The 14,848-nt window shown below is 64.3% G+C and carries 13 protein-coding genes; 11 read left to right on the top strand and 2 right to left on the bottom strand.

The features are described from left to right. Positions 1-90 precede the first annotated feature (90 nt). The 11 genes from ACLD0W_RS12055 (at position 91) to ACLD0W_RS12005 (ending at position 12,944) form a co-directional block, all read left to right on the top strand. A complete protein-coding gene (locus ACLD0W_RS12055; RefSeq protein ID WP_410308056.1) occupies positions 91-948 on the top strand; it encodes a branched-chain amino acid ABC transporter permease in 858 nt (285 codons plus the stop codon). Beyond that, positions 948-1,976 (top strand): branched-chain amino acid ABC transporter permease, encoded by a 1,029-nt coding sequence (locus ACLD0W_RS12050; protein WP_410307728.1) that lies wholly within the window; start codon positions 948-950, stop codon positions 1,974-1,976. Before ACLD0W_RS12055 ends, ACLD0W_RS12050 begins: the two co-directional genes overlap by 1 nt. Then, on the top strand, positions 1,969-2,751 hold the full coding sequence (locus ACLD0W_RS12045) for an ABC transporter ATP-binding protein (protein WP_410307727.1): 783 nt from the start codon (positions 1,969-1,971) through the stop codon (positions 2,749-2,751). Before ACLD0W_RS12050 ends, ACLD0W_RS12045 begins: the two co-directional genes overlap by 8 nt. Then, the gene (locus tag ACLD0W_RS12040; RefSeq protein ID WP_410307726.1) at positions 2,738-3,445 is read left to right on the top strand and encodes an ABC transporter ATP-binding protein; all 708 of its coding nucleotides are present in this window, start codon (positions 2,738-2,740) and stop codon (positions 3,443-3,445) included. Before ACLD0W_RS12045 ends, ACLD0W_RS12040 begins: the two co-directional genes overlap by 14 nt. 72 nt (positions 3,446-3,517) lie before the next feature. Further along, positions 3,518-4,681 carry an ABC transporter substrate-binding protein gene (locus tag ACLD0W_RS12035; RefSeq protein WP_410307725.1) on the top strand — a complete coding sequence of 388 codons (1,164 nt, stop codon included), beginning with the start codon at positions 3,518-3,520 and terminating at the stop codon, positions 4,679-4,681. Between the two features lie 233 nt (positions 4,682-4,914). Beyond that, positions 4,915-6,999, top strand: coding sequence for a 3-hydroxyacyl-CoA dehydrogenase NAD-binding domain-containing protein (locus tag ACLD0W_RS12030; RefSeq protein ID WP_410307724.1), 2,085 nt, complete (start codon positions 4,915-4,917; stop codon positions 6,997-6,999). 22 nt (positions 7,000-7,021) lie between these two features. Next, the gene (locus ACLD0W_RS12025) at positions 7,022-8,221 is read left to right on the top strand and encodes an acyl-CoA dehydrogenase family protein (RefSeq protein WP_410307723.1); all 1,200 of its coding nucleotides are present in this window, start codon (positions 7,022-7,024) and stop codon (positions 8,219-8,221) included. 12 nt (positions 8,222-8,233) lie between these two features. Further along, positions 8,234-9,385 carry an acyl-CoA dehydrogenase family protein gene (locus ACLD0W_RS12020; RefSeq protein WP_410307722.1) on the top strand — a complete coding sequence of 384 codons (1,152 nt, stop codon included), beginning with the start codon at positions 8,234-8,236 and terminating at the stop codon, positions 9,383-9,385. Positions 9,386-9,533: 148 nt separating this feature from the next. Then, complete coding sequence (locus tag ACLD0W_RS12015) at positions 9,534-10,565, top strand: NADP-dependent oxidoreductase (protein WP_410307721.1); 1,032 nt, start codon at positions 9,534-9,536, stop codon at positions 10,563-10,565. Positions 10,566-10,575: 10 nt separating this feature from the next. After that, positions 10,576-12,024, top strand: coding sequence for an MDR family MFS transporter (locus ACLD0W_RS12010; protein ID WP_410307720.1), 1,449 nt, complete (start codon positions 10,576-10,578; stop codon positions 12,022-12,024). Then, positions 12,024-12,944, top strand: a complete 921-nt coding sequence (locus ACLD0W_RS12005; RefSeq protein ID WP_410307719.1) for a ketopantoate reductase family protein — start codon at positions 12,024-12,026, stop codon at positions 12,942-12,944. Before ACLD0W_RS12010 ends, ACLD0W_RS12005 begins: the two co-directional genes overlap by 1 nt. A gap of 59 nt (positions 12,945-13,003) precedes the next feature. Here ACLD0W_RS12005 and ACLD0W_RS12000 read toward each other — a convergent pair whose 3' ends face one another. Continuing rightward, positions 13,004-13,759, bottom strand: coding sequence for a class II aldolase/adducin family protein (locus tag ACLD0W_RS12000; protein WP_410307718.1), 756 nt, complete (start codon positions 13,757-13,759; stop codon positions 13,004-13,006). A gap of 86 nt (positions 13,760-13,845) precedes the next feature. After that, positions 13,846-14,811: a zinc-binding dehydrogenase gene (locus tag ACLD0W_RS11995; RefSeq protein ID WP_410307717.1), complete on the bottom strand. Its 966-nt coding sequence runs from the start codon at positions 14,809-14,811 to the stop codon at positions 13,846-13,848. Between the last annotated feature and the right edge of the window lie 37 nt (positions 14,812-14,848).

Genomic DNA, 14,848 nt, shown 5'->3' with positions numbered 1-14,848 from the left:
AAATCGTATCAGCGCGCGGACCGGACGACGGGACTTCCGGAAGGGCCGTGCGCGGCGGTTTCATAACAACGAGGAGTTCAAGCCTTGGACGTGTTTTTGCAACAAGCACTCAACGGCCTGACGCTGGGCAGTATCTACGGGCTGGTGGCCCTGGGGCTGACCCTGGTCTACGGTATCCTGCACGTTCCCAACTTCGCCCATGGCGCGCTCTATATGGTGGGCGCCTACGTCAGTTATTTCATCATGGTCGAGCACGGCCTCAACTACTGGGTGGCCATGGCCGGCGCCGGGATAGTGGTGGCGGTGCTGTCGGTGCTCTGCGAACGGCTGGTGTTCCATCCGTTGCGCCACGCGCCGCCGATCCATGACAAGATCGCCGCCATCGGCATCCTGCTGTTCCTGGAAGCCGTGGTGCAGATGCACTGGGGCGCGGATTTCCGCCGCATGCCCACTCCCTACACCGAGATCTTCCACTTCGGTTCGCTGACCCTGCCGGCCCAGCGCCTGCTGATCATCGTCGGCGCCTTCTCGCTGATGGGCGCGCTGCACCTGTATCTGAAAAAGACCATGACCGGTTCCACCATCATCGCCATGGCGCAGAACCGGGAAGGCGCCTTCCTGGTCGGTATCGACGCCAACCGGGTGGCGATGATGACCTTCGCCATCGCCGGTTTCCTGGCGGCGGTGGGCGCCACCCTGTTCGCGCCGATCAACCTGGTGTACCCGGCCATGGGCCACCTGGTGATCATGAAAGCGTTCGTGATCATCATCCTGGGCGGCATGGGCAGCATCCCCGGCGCCATCGTCGGCGGCCTGATCATCGGCTTCGCCGAGGCGCTGGGCGGTTACTACCTGTCCGGCACCTACAAGGACCTGATCGCCTTCGTGCTGTTGGTGGCCATCCTGTCCATTAAACCCACCGGCCTGTTCACCAAGGGGGTGCGCTAATGGATCGCATCATGAATTTCCTCGCCAGCCCGGCCATGAAAATCGTGCTGATCGCGGCCGGCATCCTGTTCCCCCTGGTGGCCACCAGTGAATACCAGATCTATGTGATGGCGCTGGCCTTTATCTGGGCCATTGCCGTATACGGCCTGAACATCATCACCGGCTACTGCGGCCAGCTGAACCTTGCCCATGGCGGCTTCTTCGCCATCGGTGCCTATGCGGTGGGTCTGCTCACCGTGGACTACGGCTGGGCGTTCTGGCCGGCGTTCATCGCCGCCGGTGTGATCGGTGCCTTCCTGGGCTTCCTGGTGGGGGTGGTGTCGCTGCGCCTGAAGGAGCATTACTTCGCCATCTTCACCCTGTGCGTGGGCTTCATCATCTATCTGCTGATCGAGAAATGGGAAGAAGTCACCCACGGTACCCTGGGGGTGATCAGCATCGCCCCGCCGGAGGGGTTCGGTCTGGTGGACTTTACCGAAACCATTCCGTTCTATTACCTGGTGCTGTTCTTCCTGGTGCTGGCGATCTGGCTGATCAGCCGCATCTCCCGCTCCCTGGTGGGCCGCACCTTCCTGGCGATTCGCATCAGCGACGATCTGGCCCAGTCCCTGGGCATCAACCTGATGCGCAACAAGGTGCTGGCGTTCGTGCTGTCCACCACCTACGCCGGTCTGGCCGGCGCGCTGCTGGCCGGGGTGGTGCGGTTCATCGGCCCGGATCTGGCCGAGATCACTCACACCTTCGACGTCATCACCTATCTGCTGGTGGGCGGCATCGGCACCCTGATGGGGCCTTTGGTGGGCACCCTGCTGATTACCTGGATCACCCAGGCGGTGCAGTCCTTCGAGGAGTACCGGATGATCGTGTTCGGGCCGCTGCTGGTGGTGCTGGTAATCTTCATGCCGCGCGGCATCGTGGGCACCTTCCTGACCTGGCGTGGCCGCCGGCTGGCCAGCAAGGCACCGGCCAAACAGAGCGCGTCCCGCGTCGAGAACAAGAATTCCGAGGAGGCCGGCACCCATGGCTGATCACCCGCTGCTGAAAATCAGCAATCTGACCAAGCGTTTCGGCGGTCTGGCCGCGGTCAACGACGTGAGCGTCACCTTCGAGGCCGGCAAGATCAACGCCATCATCGGGCCCAACGGCGCCGGCAAGACCACCTTCTTCAACCTGGTGGCCGGCGCCATGCCGCCCAGTGACGGCACCATCGAGTTCCAGGGCATGGACGTGACCGGCATGTCGCCGGACCGCATTGCCCGGCTGGGCATCGCGCGCACCTTCCAGACCACCATGCTGTTCGAGCAGTCCACGGTGCTGGACAACCTGATCGTCGGCCACCGGCTGCGCACCCAGTCGCGGCTGTGGGACGTGATCATCAACTCCAAGCGCCTGCGCGACGAAGAGAAGAAGTGCCGCGCCCGCGCCGCCGAGGTGCTGGATTTCGTCGGCCTGTCCCATCTGGGCAACCGCTTTATCCTCGACATCAGTCAGGAGGAGCGTAAGCGGGTGGCGTTCGCCCTGGCCATGGCCACCGACCCGGAGCTGGTGCTGCTCGACGAACCCGCCGGCGGTATCAACCCGGAGGAAACCGAGAACCTGGCGTCGCTGATCCGCAAGATGGTGGAGCACGGCATCAGTGTGTGTCTGATCGAGCACAAGATGGACATGATCATGAGTCTGGCGGACAAGATCGTGGTGCTGGACCACGGCGAAAAGATCGCCCAAGGCACGCCGGAACAGATCAAGAACGATCCGGTGGTGATCGAAGCCTATCTGGGGAGTGACGAAGATGTTGAAGCTTGAGAACGTTGACGCCCGCTACGAAGGCTTCAAGGCCCTGGACGGCGTCTCCATGAACGTGGAGGCCGGCGAGCTGGTGGTGCTGCTGGGCGCCAACGGCGCCGGCAAGTCCACCCTGTTCAACACCATCAGCGGCCTGCTCAAGGCCAGTGCCGGGCGTATCAGCCTCAACGGCGAGGACGTGACCGGCAGGAAACCGTCGGCGCTGGTGCAGGCCGGCGTGGTGCAATGTCCGGAAGGCCGCAAGCTGTTTCCGGAAATGTCGGTGCTGAAAAACCTGATGCTGGGTGGCTACGTGCACCGCCGTGATCGCGCCGGTATGAAAAAAACATTGGGCCATGTCCTTGAAATGTTCCCGATTTTGAACGACAAAAAGGACGATGCGGCGGGCTCGCTCAGTGGCGGTCAGCAGCAGATGGTGGCGATCGGTCGCGCCCTGATGGGCCGTCCCAAGCTGCTGATGCTGGATGAACCTTCCCTGGGGCTGGCGCCGCTGGTGGTCAAGCAGGTGTTCGAGGCCGTGCAGGCCATCAACCGCGAGGGCACCACGGTGCTGCTGGCGGAACAGAATGCCTTCGCGGCGCTGAAAATCGCCACCCGCGCCTACGTGATCGAAAACGGTCGCCTGGTGATGGAAGGGGACCGCGAAGCCATGCTCGGCAATGAGGCGGTGCGCAAGGCGTACATCGGTGCCTGATCCGAATCAAAGAAAAAGCAGTTCATCAACACAACAATACCCCCACAAAAAACATTGGGAGAGAACAGCATCATGAAATTGACCCGAACCTTTCGACGCCTCGCGGTCGCCAGCGCCGTGGCGCTGGCCCTGGGCGGCGCGGCCCAGGCTGACGAAGTTACCATCGGCTTCACCGGTCCGCTCAGCGGCGGCGCCGCCCTGTACGGTGAAAACACCGTGGAAGGCCTGCGCATGGCCGCCAACGAAATCAACGAGGCCGGCGGTTTCGACGTGGACGGTGAGAACTACACCATCAAGATCGAAGCCCTGGACGACAAATACTCACCCAGCCAGGCAGCCGTGAACGGCAAGCGTCTGGTGCAGCAGTACAAGGCGCCGGTGATCTTTACGCCGCACTCCGGCGGTACCTTCGCCCTGCAGGCCTTCAACGAGCGTGACGGCTTCCTGGTGATGTCCTACACCTCGGTGCCGGCGGTGACCGCCAAGGGCAACAAGCTGACCGTGAAGATTCCGCCGAACTTTACCGACTACCTGGTGCCGTTCGCCAAGATCACCATGGATCGCTTCGGCAAGAACATGGCGGTGGCCAACGCCACCCACGACTACGCCAAGTACTGGACCAAGGAATTCGTGCCGGTATGGCGCAAAATGGGCGGTGAAGTGGTCGCCACCAACCCGATGGACTACAACAAGTCCGCGGATTACTACACCGGCGTGAGCAAGGTGCTGGCGGAGAAACCGGACGTGATGTTCGTGGGCGGCGCCTCCGAGCCCACCGGTCTGGTGGTGCGCCAGGCGCGCGAGCTGGGCTTCAAGGGCGGCTTCGTGATCATGGACCAGGCCAAGATCGATGAAGTAGCCAAGGTGTCCGGTGGCCTCGAGTCCCTGGAAGGCTCCGTGGGCGTGGTGCCGTTGGCCAACTACAATACCCCGGGCGCGGAGCGCTTCGTGAAGCTCTGGAAAGAGAAGCACGACGGTGTTGCCACCTCGGAAACCGCCTACCACTACTTCGCCATGTACCTGCTGATGCACGCCATGCAGGAAGCCGGTTCCGTGGACGACCCGGCCGCCATCCGCGCCGCCATCCCGGAAGCGCTGAAGGACGTGGACGCCAAGCACAATCCCTATGACGTGACCGCCATCACCGACGACGGCAACCTGGGCGCCGAGCCGCAGATCGCCGAAGTGAAGGACGGCAAGGTGGTGATCCGCGAAACCCGGGACTACAAGGAGTAAGTCGCTCCGTCCCGCGGAAACCAGGAGGGCACCCGGTCGGGTGCCCTTTTTGATTGGGCGGAACGGGCCGTGACTGGTCGTCCGCTAGACAAAACTAAATTTCAAATTATTGATAAAAGGCCCGTTTTTCCTATACTGGTGGGCCTGCACTTTAACCCTTTTCAAGGCCGCCGGAGACGCCGGAAACATGGCGAAAAAAGACATTTCCGGGGCCGTCCGCTGAAGGAGGCATCATGAGCGAGGTAGTCAGCTACCGTCTGGAAGGCGACATCGGCGTCATCAGTGTTAATTATCCGCCGGTGAATGCCCTGGGGCAGGGCGTGCGCCAGGGGCTGACCGAGTGTCTGCGCCAGGGGCTCCAGGACGACCAGGCCAAGGCCCTGGTGGTGATCGGCGAAGGCCGCACCTTCCCGGCCGGCGCCGACATCCGTGAATTCGGCAAACCGCCCCAGGGCCCGGCCCTGCCGGACGTGGTCGCCGAGTACGAAGTCAGCGACAAGCTGGTGGTCGCCGCCATCCACGGCACCGCCCTCGGCGGCGGGCTGGAAGTGGCGTTGGGCTGCGATTACCGCGTGGCGCTGGATTCCGCCAAGGTCGGCCTGCCGGAAGTGAAGCTGGGCATTCTGCCCGGTGCCGGTGGCACCCAGCGCCTGCCGCGTCTGATCGGCGCCCAGAAGGCCCTCGAGGTGATCGTCTCCGGCAACCCGGTGAAAGCCAAGGACGCCCTGGCCCTGGGCATCGTCGACGAGATCGTCAGCGGTGACCTGCTGGAAGGCGCCCTGGCCTATGCCCGCAAGCTGGCCGCCGACAACGCGCCGCTGCGTCGCATCCGCGATCTGCAGGCCAAGAAGGAAGATCCGGACCTGTTCAGCAACTTCGAGAAATCCATCGCCCGCAAGCAGCGCGGCTTCAAGGCGCCGTTCCACTGCATCAAGGCGGTGCAGGCGGCGGTGGAGCTGCCCTTCGACGAGGGCATGAAGCGCGAGCGTGAACTGTTCGCCGAGCTGCTGGTGAGCCCGGAATCCCGTGCCCAGCGCCATGTGTTCTTCGCCGAGCGGGAAGTGGCCAAGGTGCCCGGCCTGCCCAAGGACACCCCCAAGCGCGAGATCAACCAGGTGGCGGTGATCGGTGCCGGCACCATGGGCGGCGGCATCGCCATGAACTTCGCCAACGCCGGCATCCCGGTGAAAATCCTGGAGGTGAAGGAAGACGCGCTGGAGAAAGGCATCGCGGTGATCCGCAAGAACTACGAGAACACCGCCAAGAAGGGCCGCATCACCGAGCAGCAGGTGGAGCAGCGCATGGCGCTGATCCAGCCCACGCTCAGCTACGATGATCTGTCCGACGTGGACCTGGTGATCGAGGCGGTGTTCGAGAACATGGACGTGAAAAAAGCCGTGTTCAGCGAGCTGGATCGGGTCTGCAAGAAGGGCGCGATCCTGGCGACCAACACCTCCACCCTGGACGTGAACCGCATCGCCGCCTTCACCCAGCGTCCCGAGGACGTGATGGGCATGCACTTCTTCAGCCCGGCCAACGTGATGAAGCTGCTGGAGAACGTGCGCGGCGAGAAGACCTCCGATGACGTGATCGCCACCGTCATGGACCTGAGCCGCCGCATCGGCAAGGTCGGCGTGCTGGTGGGCGTGTGCCACGGCTTCGTCGGCAACCGCATGCTGCACAAGCGTCAGGCGGAAGCGGTGCAGCTGGTCAACGAAGGCGCCAGCCCCGCCCAGGTGGACAAGGTGCTGTTCGATCTGGGCTTCCCGATGGGCCCGTTCGCCATGTCCGACCTGGCCGGTATGGACGTGGGTTACCGCATTCGCGAAGAGCTGCGTAAGGAAGATCCCGACAACGCGCCGCCGCGTAACTGGACCGATGAACTGGTGGAGCAGGGCCGTCTGGGTCAAAAAACCCAGGCCGGTGTGTTCGACTACAAGGACGGTGACCGTACCCCGGTGCCCTCCGAGCAGGTCGATGCCCTGATCGCCAAATTCCGTGATGAAAACGGCATTCAGTCCCGTGAGGTCAGCGACCAGGAAATCCTGGAGCGCTGCATGTACGTGATGGTCAACGAAGGCGCCAAGATCCTGGAGGAGGGCATCGCCGCCCGCCCGCTGGACGTGGACGTGATCTGGATCTACGGCTACGGCTTCCCGGTGTACCGCGGCGGCGTGCTGTTCTGGGCCGACTCCGTGGGCCTGAAGACCATTCACGACAAGGTCAGCCAGTTCCACAAGGAAACCGGCAACGACGTATGGAAGCCGGCCGCGCTGCTCGAGAAGCTGGCCAACGAGGGCAAAGGCTTTTACGGCTGAGCCCTGCTAGAGAGAGGACACTATGGATATCAACTACACCCCGGAAGAGCGCGCCTTTCGCGACGAAGTGCGCGGCTTCCTGAACGACAAGCTGCCGGCGGATATTTCCCGCAAGGTGAAAGAACACAAACGCCTGGGCAAGGAAGACACGGTCCGCTGGCAGAAGATTCTCAACGAGCAGGGCTGGCTGGCCCTGCACTGGCCGAAGGAACACGGCGGCACCGGCTGGAGCCCGATCCAGAAGCACATCTTCGAGGAAGAGTGCGCGGAAGCCGGCGCCCCCACGGTACTGCCGTTCGGCGTCAACATGGTCGCCCCGGTGATCATCAAGTTCGGCACCCAGGAGCAGAAGGACCACTACCTGCCGCGCATCCTGCGCAGCGACGACTGGTGGTGCCAGGGCTACTCCGAGCCCGGCGCCGGCTCCGACCTGGCCGGCCTGAAGACCCGCGCGGTGCGCGAAGGCGATCACTACATCGTCAACGGTCAGAAGACCTGGACCACCCTGGGCCAGCACGCCAACATGATTTTCTGCCTGGTGCGCACCGACCCGGACGCCAAGAAACAGGAAGGCATTTCGTTCCTGCTCATCGACATGGAGAAGAGCGAAGGCATCACCGTGCGTCCGCTGATCACCCTGGACGGCGAGCACGAAGTGAACGAAGTGTTCTTCGATGACGTCAAGGTGCCGGTGGAGAATCTGGTCGGCGAGGAAAACAAAGGCTGGACCTGCGCCAAGTACCTGCTCACCTTCGAGCGTACCGGCATCGCCGGCGTGGGCAGTTCCAAGGCGGCCCTGGCGCACCTCAAGAAGGTGGCCCGCGAGCAGCAGGTCAACGGCAAGCCGCTGATCGAGGAACCCCACTTCCGCGCCCGTCTGGCCGACGTGGAGATGGAGCTGATGTCCCTGGAGATGACCAACCTGCGCACCGTGGCGGCCGCCGAGGCCGGTGGCGTGCCCGGCGCGGAAAGCTCCTTCCTGAAGATCATGGGCACCGAGCTGCGTCAGGAGATCACCGATCTGTTCCGCCGCGCCGCCGGACCCCATGCGCTGCCGTTCCTCCCCGAGGAACTGGCCGGTGATTTCGAGGGCCCCTATGTGGGACCGGAGTTCGCCGCCTCCGTGGCCAGCCGTTACTTCAACTTCCGCAAGCTCTCCATCTTCGGGGGCTCCAACGAAATTCAGAAGAACATCATCTCCAAGATGATTCTCGGTCTGTAAGGAGACGCGAACATGGATTTCAAACTCAACGACGAGCAGCGCATGCTCGAAGAGACCGTGGGTCGTCTGGTCCGTGACACCTATACCTTCGACGCGCGCAACAAGATCCTGGAGTCCGATCAGGGCTTCAGCACCGACATGTGGAACCAGTTCGCCGAGCTGGGTCTGCTGGGCGTGCCGTTCTCCGAGGAAGCCGGTGGCTTCAACGGCGGTGGCCCGGAACTGATGGTGGTGGCCGAAGGGTTCGGTCGCGGTCTGGTGGTGGAGCCCTACCTGGCCACCGTGGTTCTGGCCGGCACCCTGATCGACAAGCTCGGCAACGACGCCCAGAAAGAGCAGTGGGTGGCCGCCATCATCGGCGGTGAAACCCGCTTCGCCCTGGCCGCCTACGAGCCCCAGGGCCGCTACGACCACACCGTGGTCGGCACCAGCGCCAAGAAAGACGGCGACGCCTACGTGCTGAGCGGCGAGAAAGCCGTGGTACTGCACGGTGACAGCGCCGACCAGCTGGTGGTGATCGCCCGTACCGCCGGCAACGCCGGTGACCGGGACGGCCTGAGCGCCTTTATCGTGCCCGCCGACGCGGACGGTGTGACCCGCAAGGGCTACGCCACCATCGACGGCCTGCGCGCCGCCGAGATCACCCTGAGCAACGTCAAGGTGGACGGCGACGCCCTGCTGGGCGAGGAAGGCCAGGCCATCGACGCCCTGGAAGCGACCCTGGATCTGGCGCTGATCACCCTGTGCGCGGAAGCCGCCGGCGCCATGGAAGTGGCCTGCGACCAGACCCTGGACTACATCAAGGAACGCCAGCAGTTCGGCGTGCCGATCGGCAAGTTCCAGGCCCTGCAGCACCGCATGGTGGAAATGCGCATGGAGCTGGAAAAGGTCCGCTCCATCACCATGCTGGCGGCCTGCAGCCTGGACGCCCCGGCGGACCTGCGCAAGAAGCGCATCTCCGCGGCCAAGGCCCAGGTCGGCAAATCCGGCCGCAAGGTGGCCGAGGAAGCAATCCAGCTGTTCGGCGGCATGGGCATGATGGAAGAAACCCCGGTTTCCCATTACGCCAAGCGCATCGTGATGATCGACCACTGGTTCGGCGACCGGGAATACCATCTGGGTGTTCTGGAAACGCTGATCGACGTGGACGACCACGCGGCGTAACCAAAGAGGGCGGCCCGCGGGCCGCCCTTTTTAGTTGTCCTAATTCTCCGTAGGAGCGACTTCAGTCGCGATCAACCGCCTTGCCAATCGCGACTGAAGTCGCTCCTACGGTTTGTCACGAATAACAAATTTATCGGGAGAGAGCACCATGACCGTCAATCGCCAGATTATTCTCGCCAAACGCCCGGTCGGCATGCCCGACGACAGCAATCTGCAACTCCAGGAAGGCAGCGTCCCGGAAGTGGGCGAGGGCCAGGTGCTGGTCCGCACCATCTACCTGTCCCTGGACCCCTACATGCGCGGCCGCATGAGCGCCGCCAAGTCCTACGCCGCCAGCGTGGAAGAAGGCGCCGTGATGGAAGGCGCCACCGTGGGCCAGGTGGTGGAATCGCGCAGCGGCGATTTCAAGCAGGGCGACTATGTGCTGTGCCCGGGTGGCTGGCAGGAGTATTCCGTCAATAACCCGAAAATGATGCGCAAACTGGACCCGGCCCAGGCGCCGATCAGCACCGCCGTGGGTGTGCTCGGCATGCCCGGCTTCACCGCCTACGTGGGCCTGGCCGAGATCGGCAAGCCGCAGAAAGGCGAAACCGTGGTGGTGTCCGCCGCCGCCGGCGCGGTGGGCCAGGTGGTCGGTCAGATCGCCAAGATCCAGGGCTGCCGCGTGGTCGGTGTGGCCGGCGCCGAGGACAAGTGCAAGCACGTGGTGGACGCCTACGGCTTCGACGCCTGCGTCAACTACAAGGACGCGGACTTCCGCGATCAGTTGAAAAAAGCCTGCCCGGACGGCATCGACGTCTACTTCGAAAACGTGGGTGGCGACACCTTCGACGCGGTGATGGAACTGGTTAACGACTTCGCCCGGATTCCGGTGTGCGGCCGCATCGCCCACTACAACGACACCGAGCAGCCCCAGGGCCCGGACCGTCTGCCCGGTTTCATGGGCAAGGTGCTGGTCAAGCGTCTGCTGATCAAGGGCTTTATCCAGTTCGATTACGCCCACCGTGGTCCGGATTTCCAACGCGACATGAGCGCCTGGATCCGCGACGGCAAGGTCAAGTATCAGGAAGACGTGGTGGACGGCCTGGACAACGCGGTGAGCGCCTTCCAGGGCCTGCTGCAGGGCAAGAACCGGGGCAAGCTGCTGGTGCGCGTCGGCGACGACCCGACCCAGAACTGACGGTTTCCCGATGTCCGACAATCCGGCGGTGGCGCGTCTGTTCGAGCGCCACGGCCCCCGTTATCGATGGTTCGCCACCGTCACGGTGATGCTCGGCACCCTGTCCGTGGTGCTGGCCTCCACCATCATCAATGTGGCGGTGCCGTCGATCATGACCCAATACGCGTTGGAGCAGGACCAGGTCCACTGGCTCGCCACCGGCTTTCTGGCGGCGATGACCGTGGGCATGCTGCTCAACGCCTGGGCGGTGGCCCGGTTTGGCTCCCGTGGCGCTTTTTTGCTGGCCATGGGCGTGTTCGTGGCCGCTTCCCTGCTGGGCGGTTTCGCCAACGGTTTTCCGGTGCTGGTGCTGGCGCGGGTGATCCAGGGGGTGATGGCCGGCATGATCCAGCCGCTGGCCATGATCACCATCTTCCAGGTGTTCCCGCTGCACAAGCGCGGCCAGGCCATGGGCATCTATGGCATGGGCGTGATCCTGGGGCCGGCCATCGCGCCGGCCCTGGGCGGCCTGCTGGTGGACGCCTGGTCCTGGCGCGCCACCTTCTTCGTGGTGCTGCCGGCCTGCGCCGTGGCCATGGCCCTGGGGCGCGCCTTTCTGCCCAACCACCGGGAGCCGGAAGCGCCCCGTCTGGACTGGGCCGGCCTGGCCCTGCTCAGCCTGGGGCTCACCGCCACGCTGTGGGCGATGGCCTCCGGTCTGCGGCGCGGCTGGCTGGAGCCGTGGCTGTTCAGCGCCCTGGTGGGCGGCCCGCTGCTGCTGATCGCCTTCGTGCTCTGGCAACGGCGCGCCACCCATCCGCTGTTTGACCTGCGGGTGTTCGCCACCCCCGGTTTCGGCGGCGGCTTTCTGCTGTCCATGGCGATCGGCGCCGGGGTGTTCGCCTCCACCTATATGTTCCCGCTGTATTTTCAGCAGGTGTCCGGGTTCAGCGCCTCGGCCTCCGGGCTGATGCTGATGCCCGCCGGGCTGGCCATGGCGTTCATCTTCCCGTTCGTCGGCTACCTCACCGACCGTATGCCGCTCACCGGTCTGGTGGCCACCGGCCTGCTGTTCTTTATCGCCAGCATGGTGCTGATGCGCGCCGCCGACCCGACCACCGCCGGCGTCTGGCTGGTGACCTGGGCGGTGCTGGCGCGGCTGGCCATGGGCCTGATGATGCCGCCGGTGACCACCGGCAGCCTGATGATGTTGCCGCCGGCGCTGATTTCCCAGGGCTCCGGCATCATCAATTTCGGCCGCCAGATCGGTGGTGCCCTGGGCATCAACCTGTGCGCCATCTGCGTACAATTCTTTTCCGACCGGTACTGGCAGGCTTACCCGGAGGCCGGCCACCCCCGCGCCTTCGAGGTGGGCTTCGACGATGCCTATCTGATGCTGTTCATTGTTTTCGTTCTTGGCTTCTGGCCCCTGCGCGCGCTGCGCCGGGGCGAGCGACGTTTGCACGCGGAGAAATCCTGATGACCGATTCCCAACCCCATGCCCTGATCATCGGCGCCGGCGCCATCGGCAGCTTCTACGGCGCCATCCTCAAGCGCGCCGGCTGCACCGTGAGCGCCGTGGTGCGCTCCGAATACGACGCCATCAAGGCCAACGGCTTTCAGTTTGAAAGCCCGCTGGGGGACATTTCCTGGACGCCGGACCACCTGTACAAGGACGGCGATGCGCCGGACGCGGTGCCGGACTATGTGATCCTCGCCACCAAGGTGCTGCCCGGCAGCGACCGCGCCGCCCTGGTCAAACCCTGGGTGGGGGAGGGCACCCGCATCGTGCTGATCCAGAATGGCCTGGACATCGAGCGGGAACTGGCGGACGCCTACCCGGACAACCCGATCATCAGCTGTCTGGCGTTCGTGGCGGTGAGCCGCCAGGGGCCGGGTCGCATCAAGCATAACGCCTATGGCCGGCTGGTGATGGGGCGTTTTCCCAAGGGTGCCGACGCGCACTGTGAAGCGCTGCGGGATTTGTTCGTGGCCGGTGGCATCGACATCAAGCTGGCCGACGACGTGGTCCGAGAGCGCTGGCTCAAGTGCGTCTGGAACACGCCCTTCAACCCGCTCTCGGTGCTGGCCAACGGCGCCGACACCCTGACCATGCTGGACGCGCCGGGCGGCGAGAAACTGGTGCGTGAACTGATGGACGAGGTGATGGCCACCGCCGCCGCCGACGGCTACCCGCTGCCGCCGCAACTGCCGGACAGCAACATCGAAGGCACCCGCAAGATGCCGGCCTACAAGAACAGCATGGCGCTGGATTATCTGAACGACCGGCCCATCGAACTGGATGCCATTCTCGGCAACGTGGTGGCCATCGCCCAGAAGCACGATGTCGCCGTGCCGCGTTTGGAAACCATGCTGGCGGCGCTGCGCATGCGCGCCTGAGGAAGAGGGGAATCGCGACTGGGCGGCACTCCGCTTCAGTCGCGATCAACGGCCCCGGATCAGGTAGCGTAATCGCTGCCAATCCGCTCCAGCTTGCGCAGCAGCGCCGGCCAGGTCAGCTTGCTGGCCATGCCGAGCTGTTTGGATTGCTCGGAGGTGGTGTCGATGGCCTGCTGGGAGGGCAGGTAGGGTTCGCCCTGGCCCAGGGTGCGCACCTGGATCTCGGCGGCCTTCATCAGGAAATACATATAGGTGAAGGCCTCGCCCACGTCGCGGCCCACGGTCAGGGTGCCGTGGTTGCGCAGCAGCATCATGTTCTTGTCGCCCAGATCGTGGATCAACCGTTCCCGTTCGTCCAGGTTCAGCGCCACGCCTTCATAGTCGTGAAAGGCGATATGGTCCAGGCACAGCATGGCGGTCTGGCTGAGCGGCAGCAGGCCGTCCTTGTGAGCGCTCACCGCCACGCCGTCCGGGGCGTGCAGGTGCAGCACCGCGCCGGCTTCCTCGCGGGCCATGTGCACGGCGCTGTGGATGGTGAAGCCGGCCGGGTTGACCCGGTTGGTGGCGCCCGGATCGACGATCTCGCCGTCCCGGTCCACCTTCACCAGGGAGGAGGCGGTGATCTCGTCGAACAGCATGCCGTAGGGGTTGATCAGAAAGTGATGCTCCGGCCCCGGTACGCGGGCGGACAGATGGGTGAACACCAGGTCTTCCCAGTCGTACAGCGCCACCAGACGGTAGGCGGCGGCCAGGTCCTTACGAACCTCCCACTCTTCGTGACTCATGGTGCTCTGGCGAGCGGTTGCTTCGGTCATTGCGGCACCTCGTTTGTTGTGAAATAGTGTTTCATTAATATAACAACAGTGTTGAACTTATGGAAAATCCGGCTACAAGCCTCAGGCTAGCCGTTAACCAAAACCCGTTTGCCGCTGAAGCTGTCCTCGACCATGTGCGTGTGCGCCGCTTGCGCGTCGCTGAACGGGAAGCTCTTCAGGGGCAGGGGCTTGAGGCGGCCGTTGGCGAACAGCGGCGCCAGCCGGTCGTTGAACACCTCGGCGATGGCGATGCGTTTTTCCAGCGGCTGGCTGCGCATGGTCAGGGCCATCATGGTCGGGCGGCGGGCGATCAGCGCGCGCAGGTTCAGCTCGGTGGTGGCGCCGGCCAGGGCACTGAGCATCACCAGCTTGCCCTCGATGCGCAGACCCTTGAGCAGGTTCTTCCAGTCCGGGCCGACCATGTCCAGCATCACCGCCACGCCGTCACCGGTGATCTCCAGCAGCCGGTCGGGCAGGTTGTCGTCTTCCACCACCGCCTCCAGCAGACCCATGTCGCGGGCGGTGGCCAGGTTGTCCAGATCGCGGCTGGTACCGATGGGGCGCGCGCCCAGGGTACTGGCCAGTTGGGTGGCGGCCAGGCCCACGCCGGCGGTGGCCGGGCGGATCAGACACCATTGGCCGGGTTGCAGGCCGCCTTCCAGAAACAGGCCGCGGTAGGCGGTGAGAAACGCCTCCGGCAGGGTGGCGCCTTCGGCGAAACTCAGTTCGTCGGGCAGGGTCAGCGCTTCGCGCTCATGCACCACCACCTGGCCGGCGTAGGCGCCGCTGGGGATCAGGCCCATCACCCGGTCGCCCACCTTGCGCTTCATCACGCCGTCGCCCACGGCGTCGATGACGCCGGCGTATTCCAGGCCGGGCACGCTGTTGTCGAACCCCGGCGGCGCCGGGTACAGCCCTTGCACCTGCATGATATCGGCCCGGTTCACGCCGGCCGCCTCCACCTTCACGCGGACCTGCCCGACGCCGGGCTCCGGCGATTCGGTGTGGTCCAGTTTCAAAGTGTGGTCGTCTTGAATCCGCCACGCCTGCATCGTTATTCTCCCTGCCAAAAAACTACTGAATGGTGGG

Source organism: Alloalcanivorax sp. C16-1, assembly GCF_046507805.1.
Classification (GTDB): domain Bacteria; phylum Pseudomonadota; class Gammaproteobacteria; order Pseudomonadales; family Alcanivoracaceae; genus Alloalcanivorax.
The sequence above is the reverse complement of the archived record's forward strand: the minus strand, read 5'-3'. Positions and strand labels throughout refer to the sequence as shown.

Excerpts from the sequence above, each read along its gene's own strand:
- ACLD0W_RS12050 (WP_410307728.1), top strand. The coding sequence starts at position 948 with ATGGATCGCATCATGAATTTCCTCGCCAGCCCGGCCATGAAAATCGTG.
- ACLD0W_RS12045 (WP_410307727.1), top strand. The coding sequence starts at position 1,969 with ATGGCTGATCACCCGCTGCTGAAAATCAGCAATCTGACCAAGCGTTTC.
- ACLD0W_RS12040 (WP_410307726.1), top strand. The coding sequence starts at position 2,738 with ATGTTGAAGCTTGAGAACGTTGACGCCCGCTACGAAGGCTTCAAGGCC.
- ACLD0W_RS12035 (WP_410307725.1), top strand. The coding sequence starts at position 3,518 with ATGAAATTGACCCGAACCTTTCGACGCCTCGCGGTCGCCAGCGCCGTG.
- ACLD0W_RS12030 (WP_410307724.1), top strand. The coding sequence starts at position 4,915 with ATGAGCGAGGTAGTCAGCTACCGTCTGGAAGGCGACATCGGCGTCATC.
- ACLD0W_RS12025 (WP_410307723.1), top strand. The coding sequence starts at position 7,022 with ATGGATATCAACTACACCCCGGAAGAGCGCGCCTTTCGCGACGAAGTG.
- ACLD0W_RS12020 (WP_410307722.1), top strand. The coding sequence starts at position 8,234 with ATGGATTTCAAACTCAACGACGAGCAGCGCATGCTCGAAGAGACCGTG.
- ACLD0W_RS12015 (WP_410307721.1), top strand. The coding sequence starts at position 9,534 with ATGACCGTCAATCGCCAGATTATTCTCGCCAAACGCCCGGTCGGCATG.
- ACLD0W_RS12010 (WP_410307720.1), top strand. The coding sequence starts at position 10,576 with ATGTCCGACAATCCGGCGGTGGCGCGTCTGTTCGAGCGCCACGGCCCC.
- ACLD0W_RS12005 (WP_410307719.1), top strand. The coding sequence starts at position 12,024 with ATGACCGATTCCCAACCCCATGCCCTGATCATCGGCGCCGGCGCCATC.
- ACLD0W_RS12000 (WP_410307718.1), bottom strand. The coding sequence starts at position 13,759 with ATGACCGAAGCAACCGCTCGCCAGAGCACCATGAGTCACGAAGAGTGG.
- ACLD0W_RS11995 (WP_410307717.1), bottom strand. The coding sequence starts at position 14,811 with ATGCAGGCGTGGCGGATTCAAGACGACCACACTTTGAAACTGGACCAC.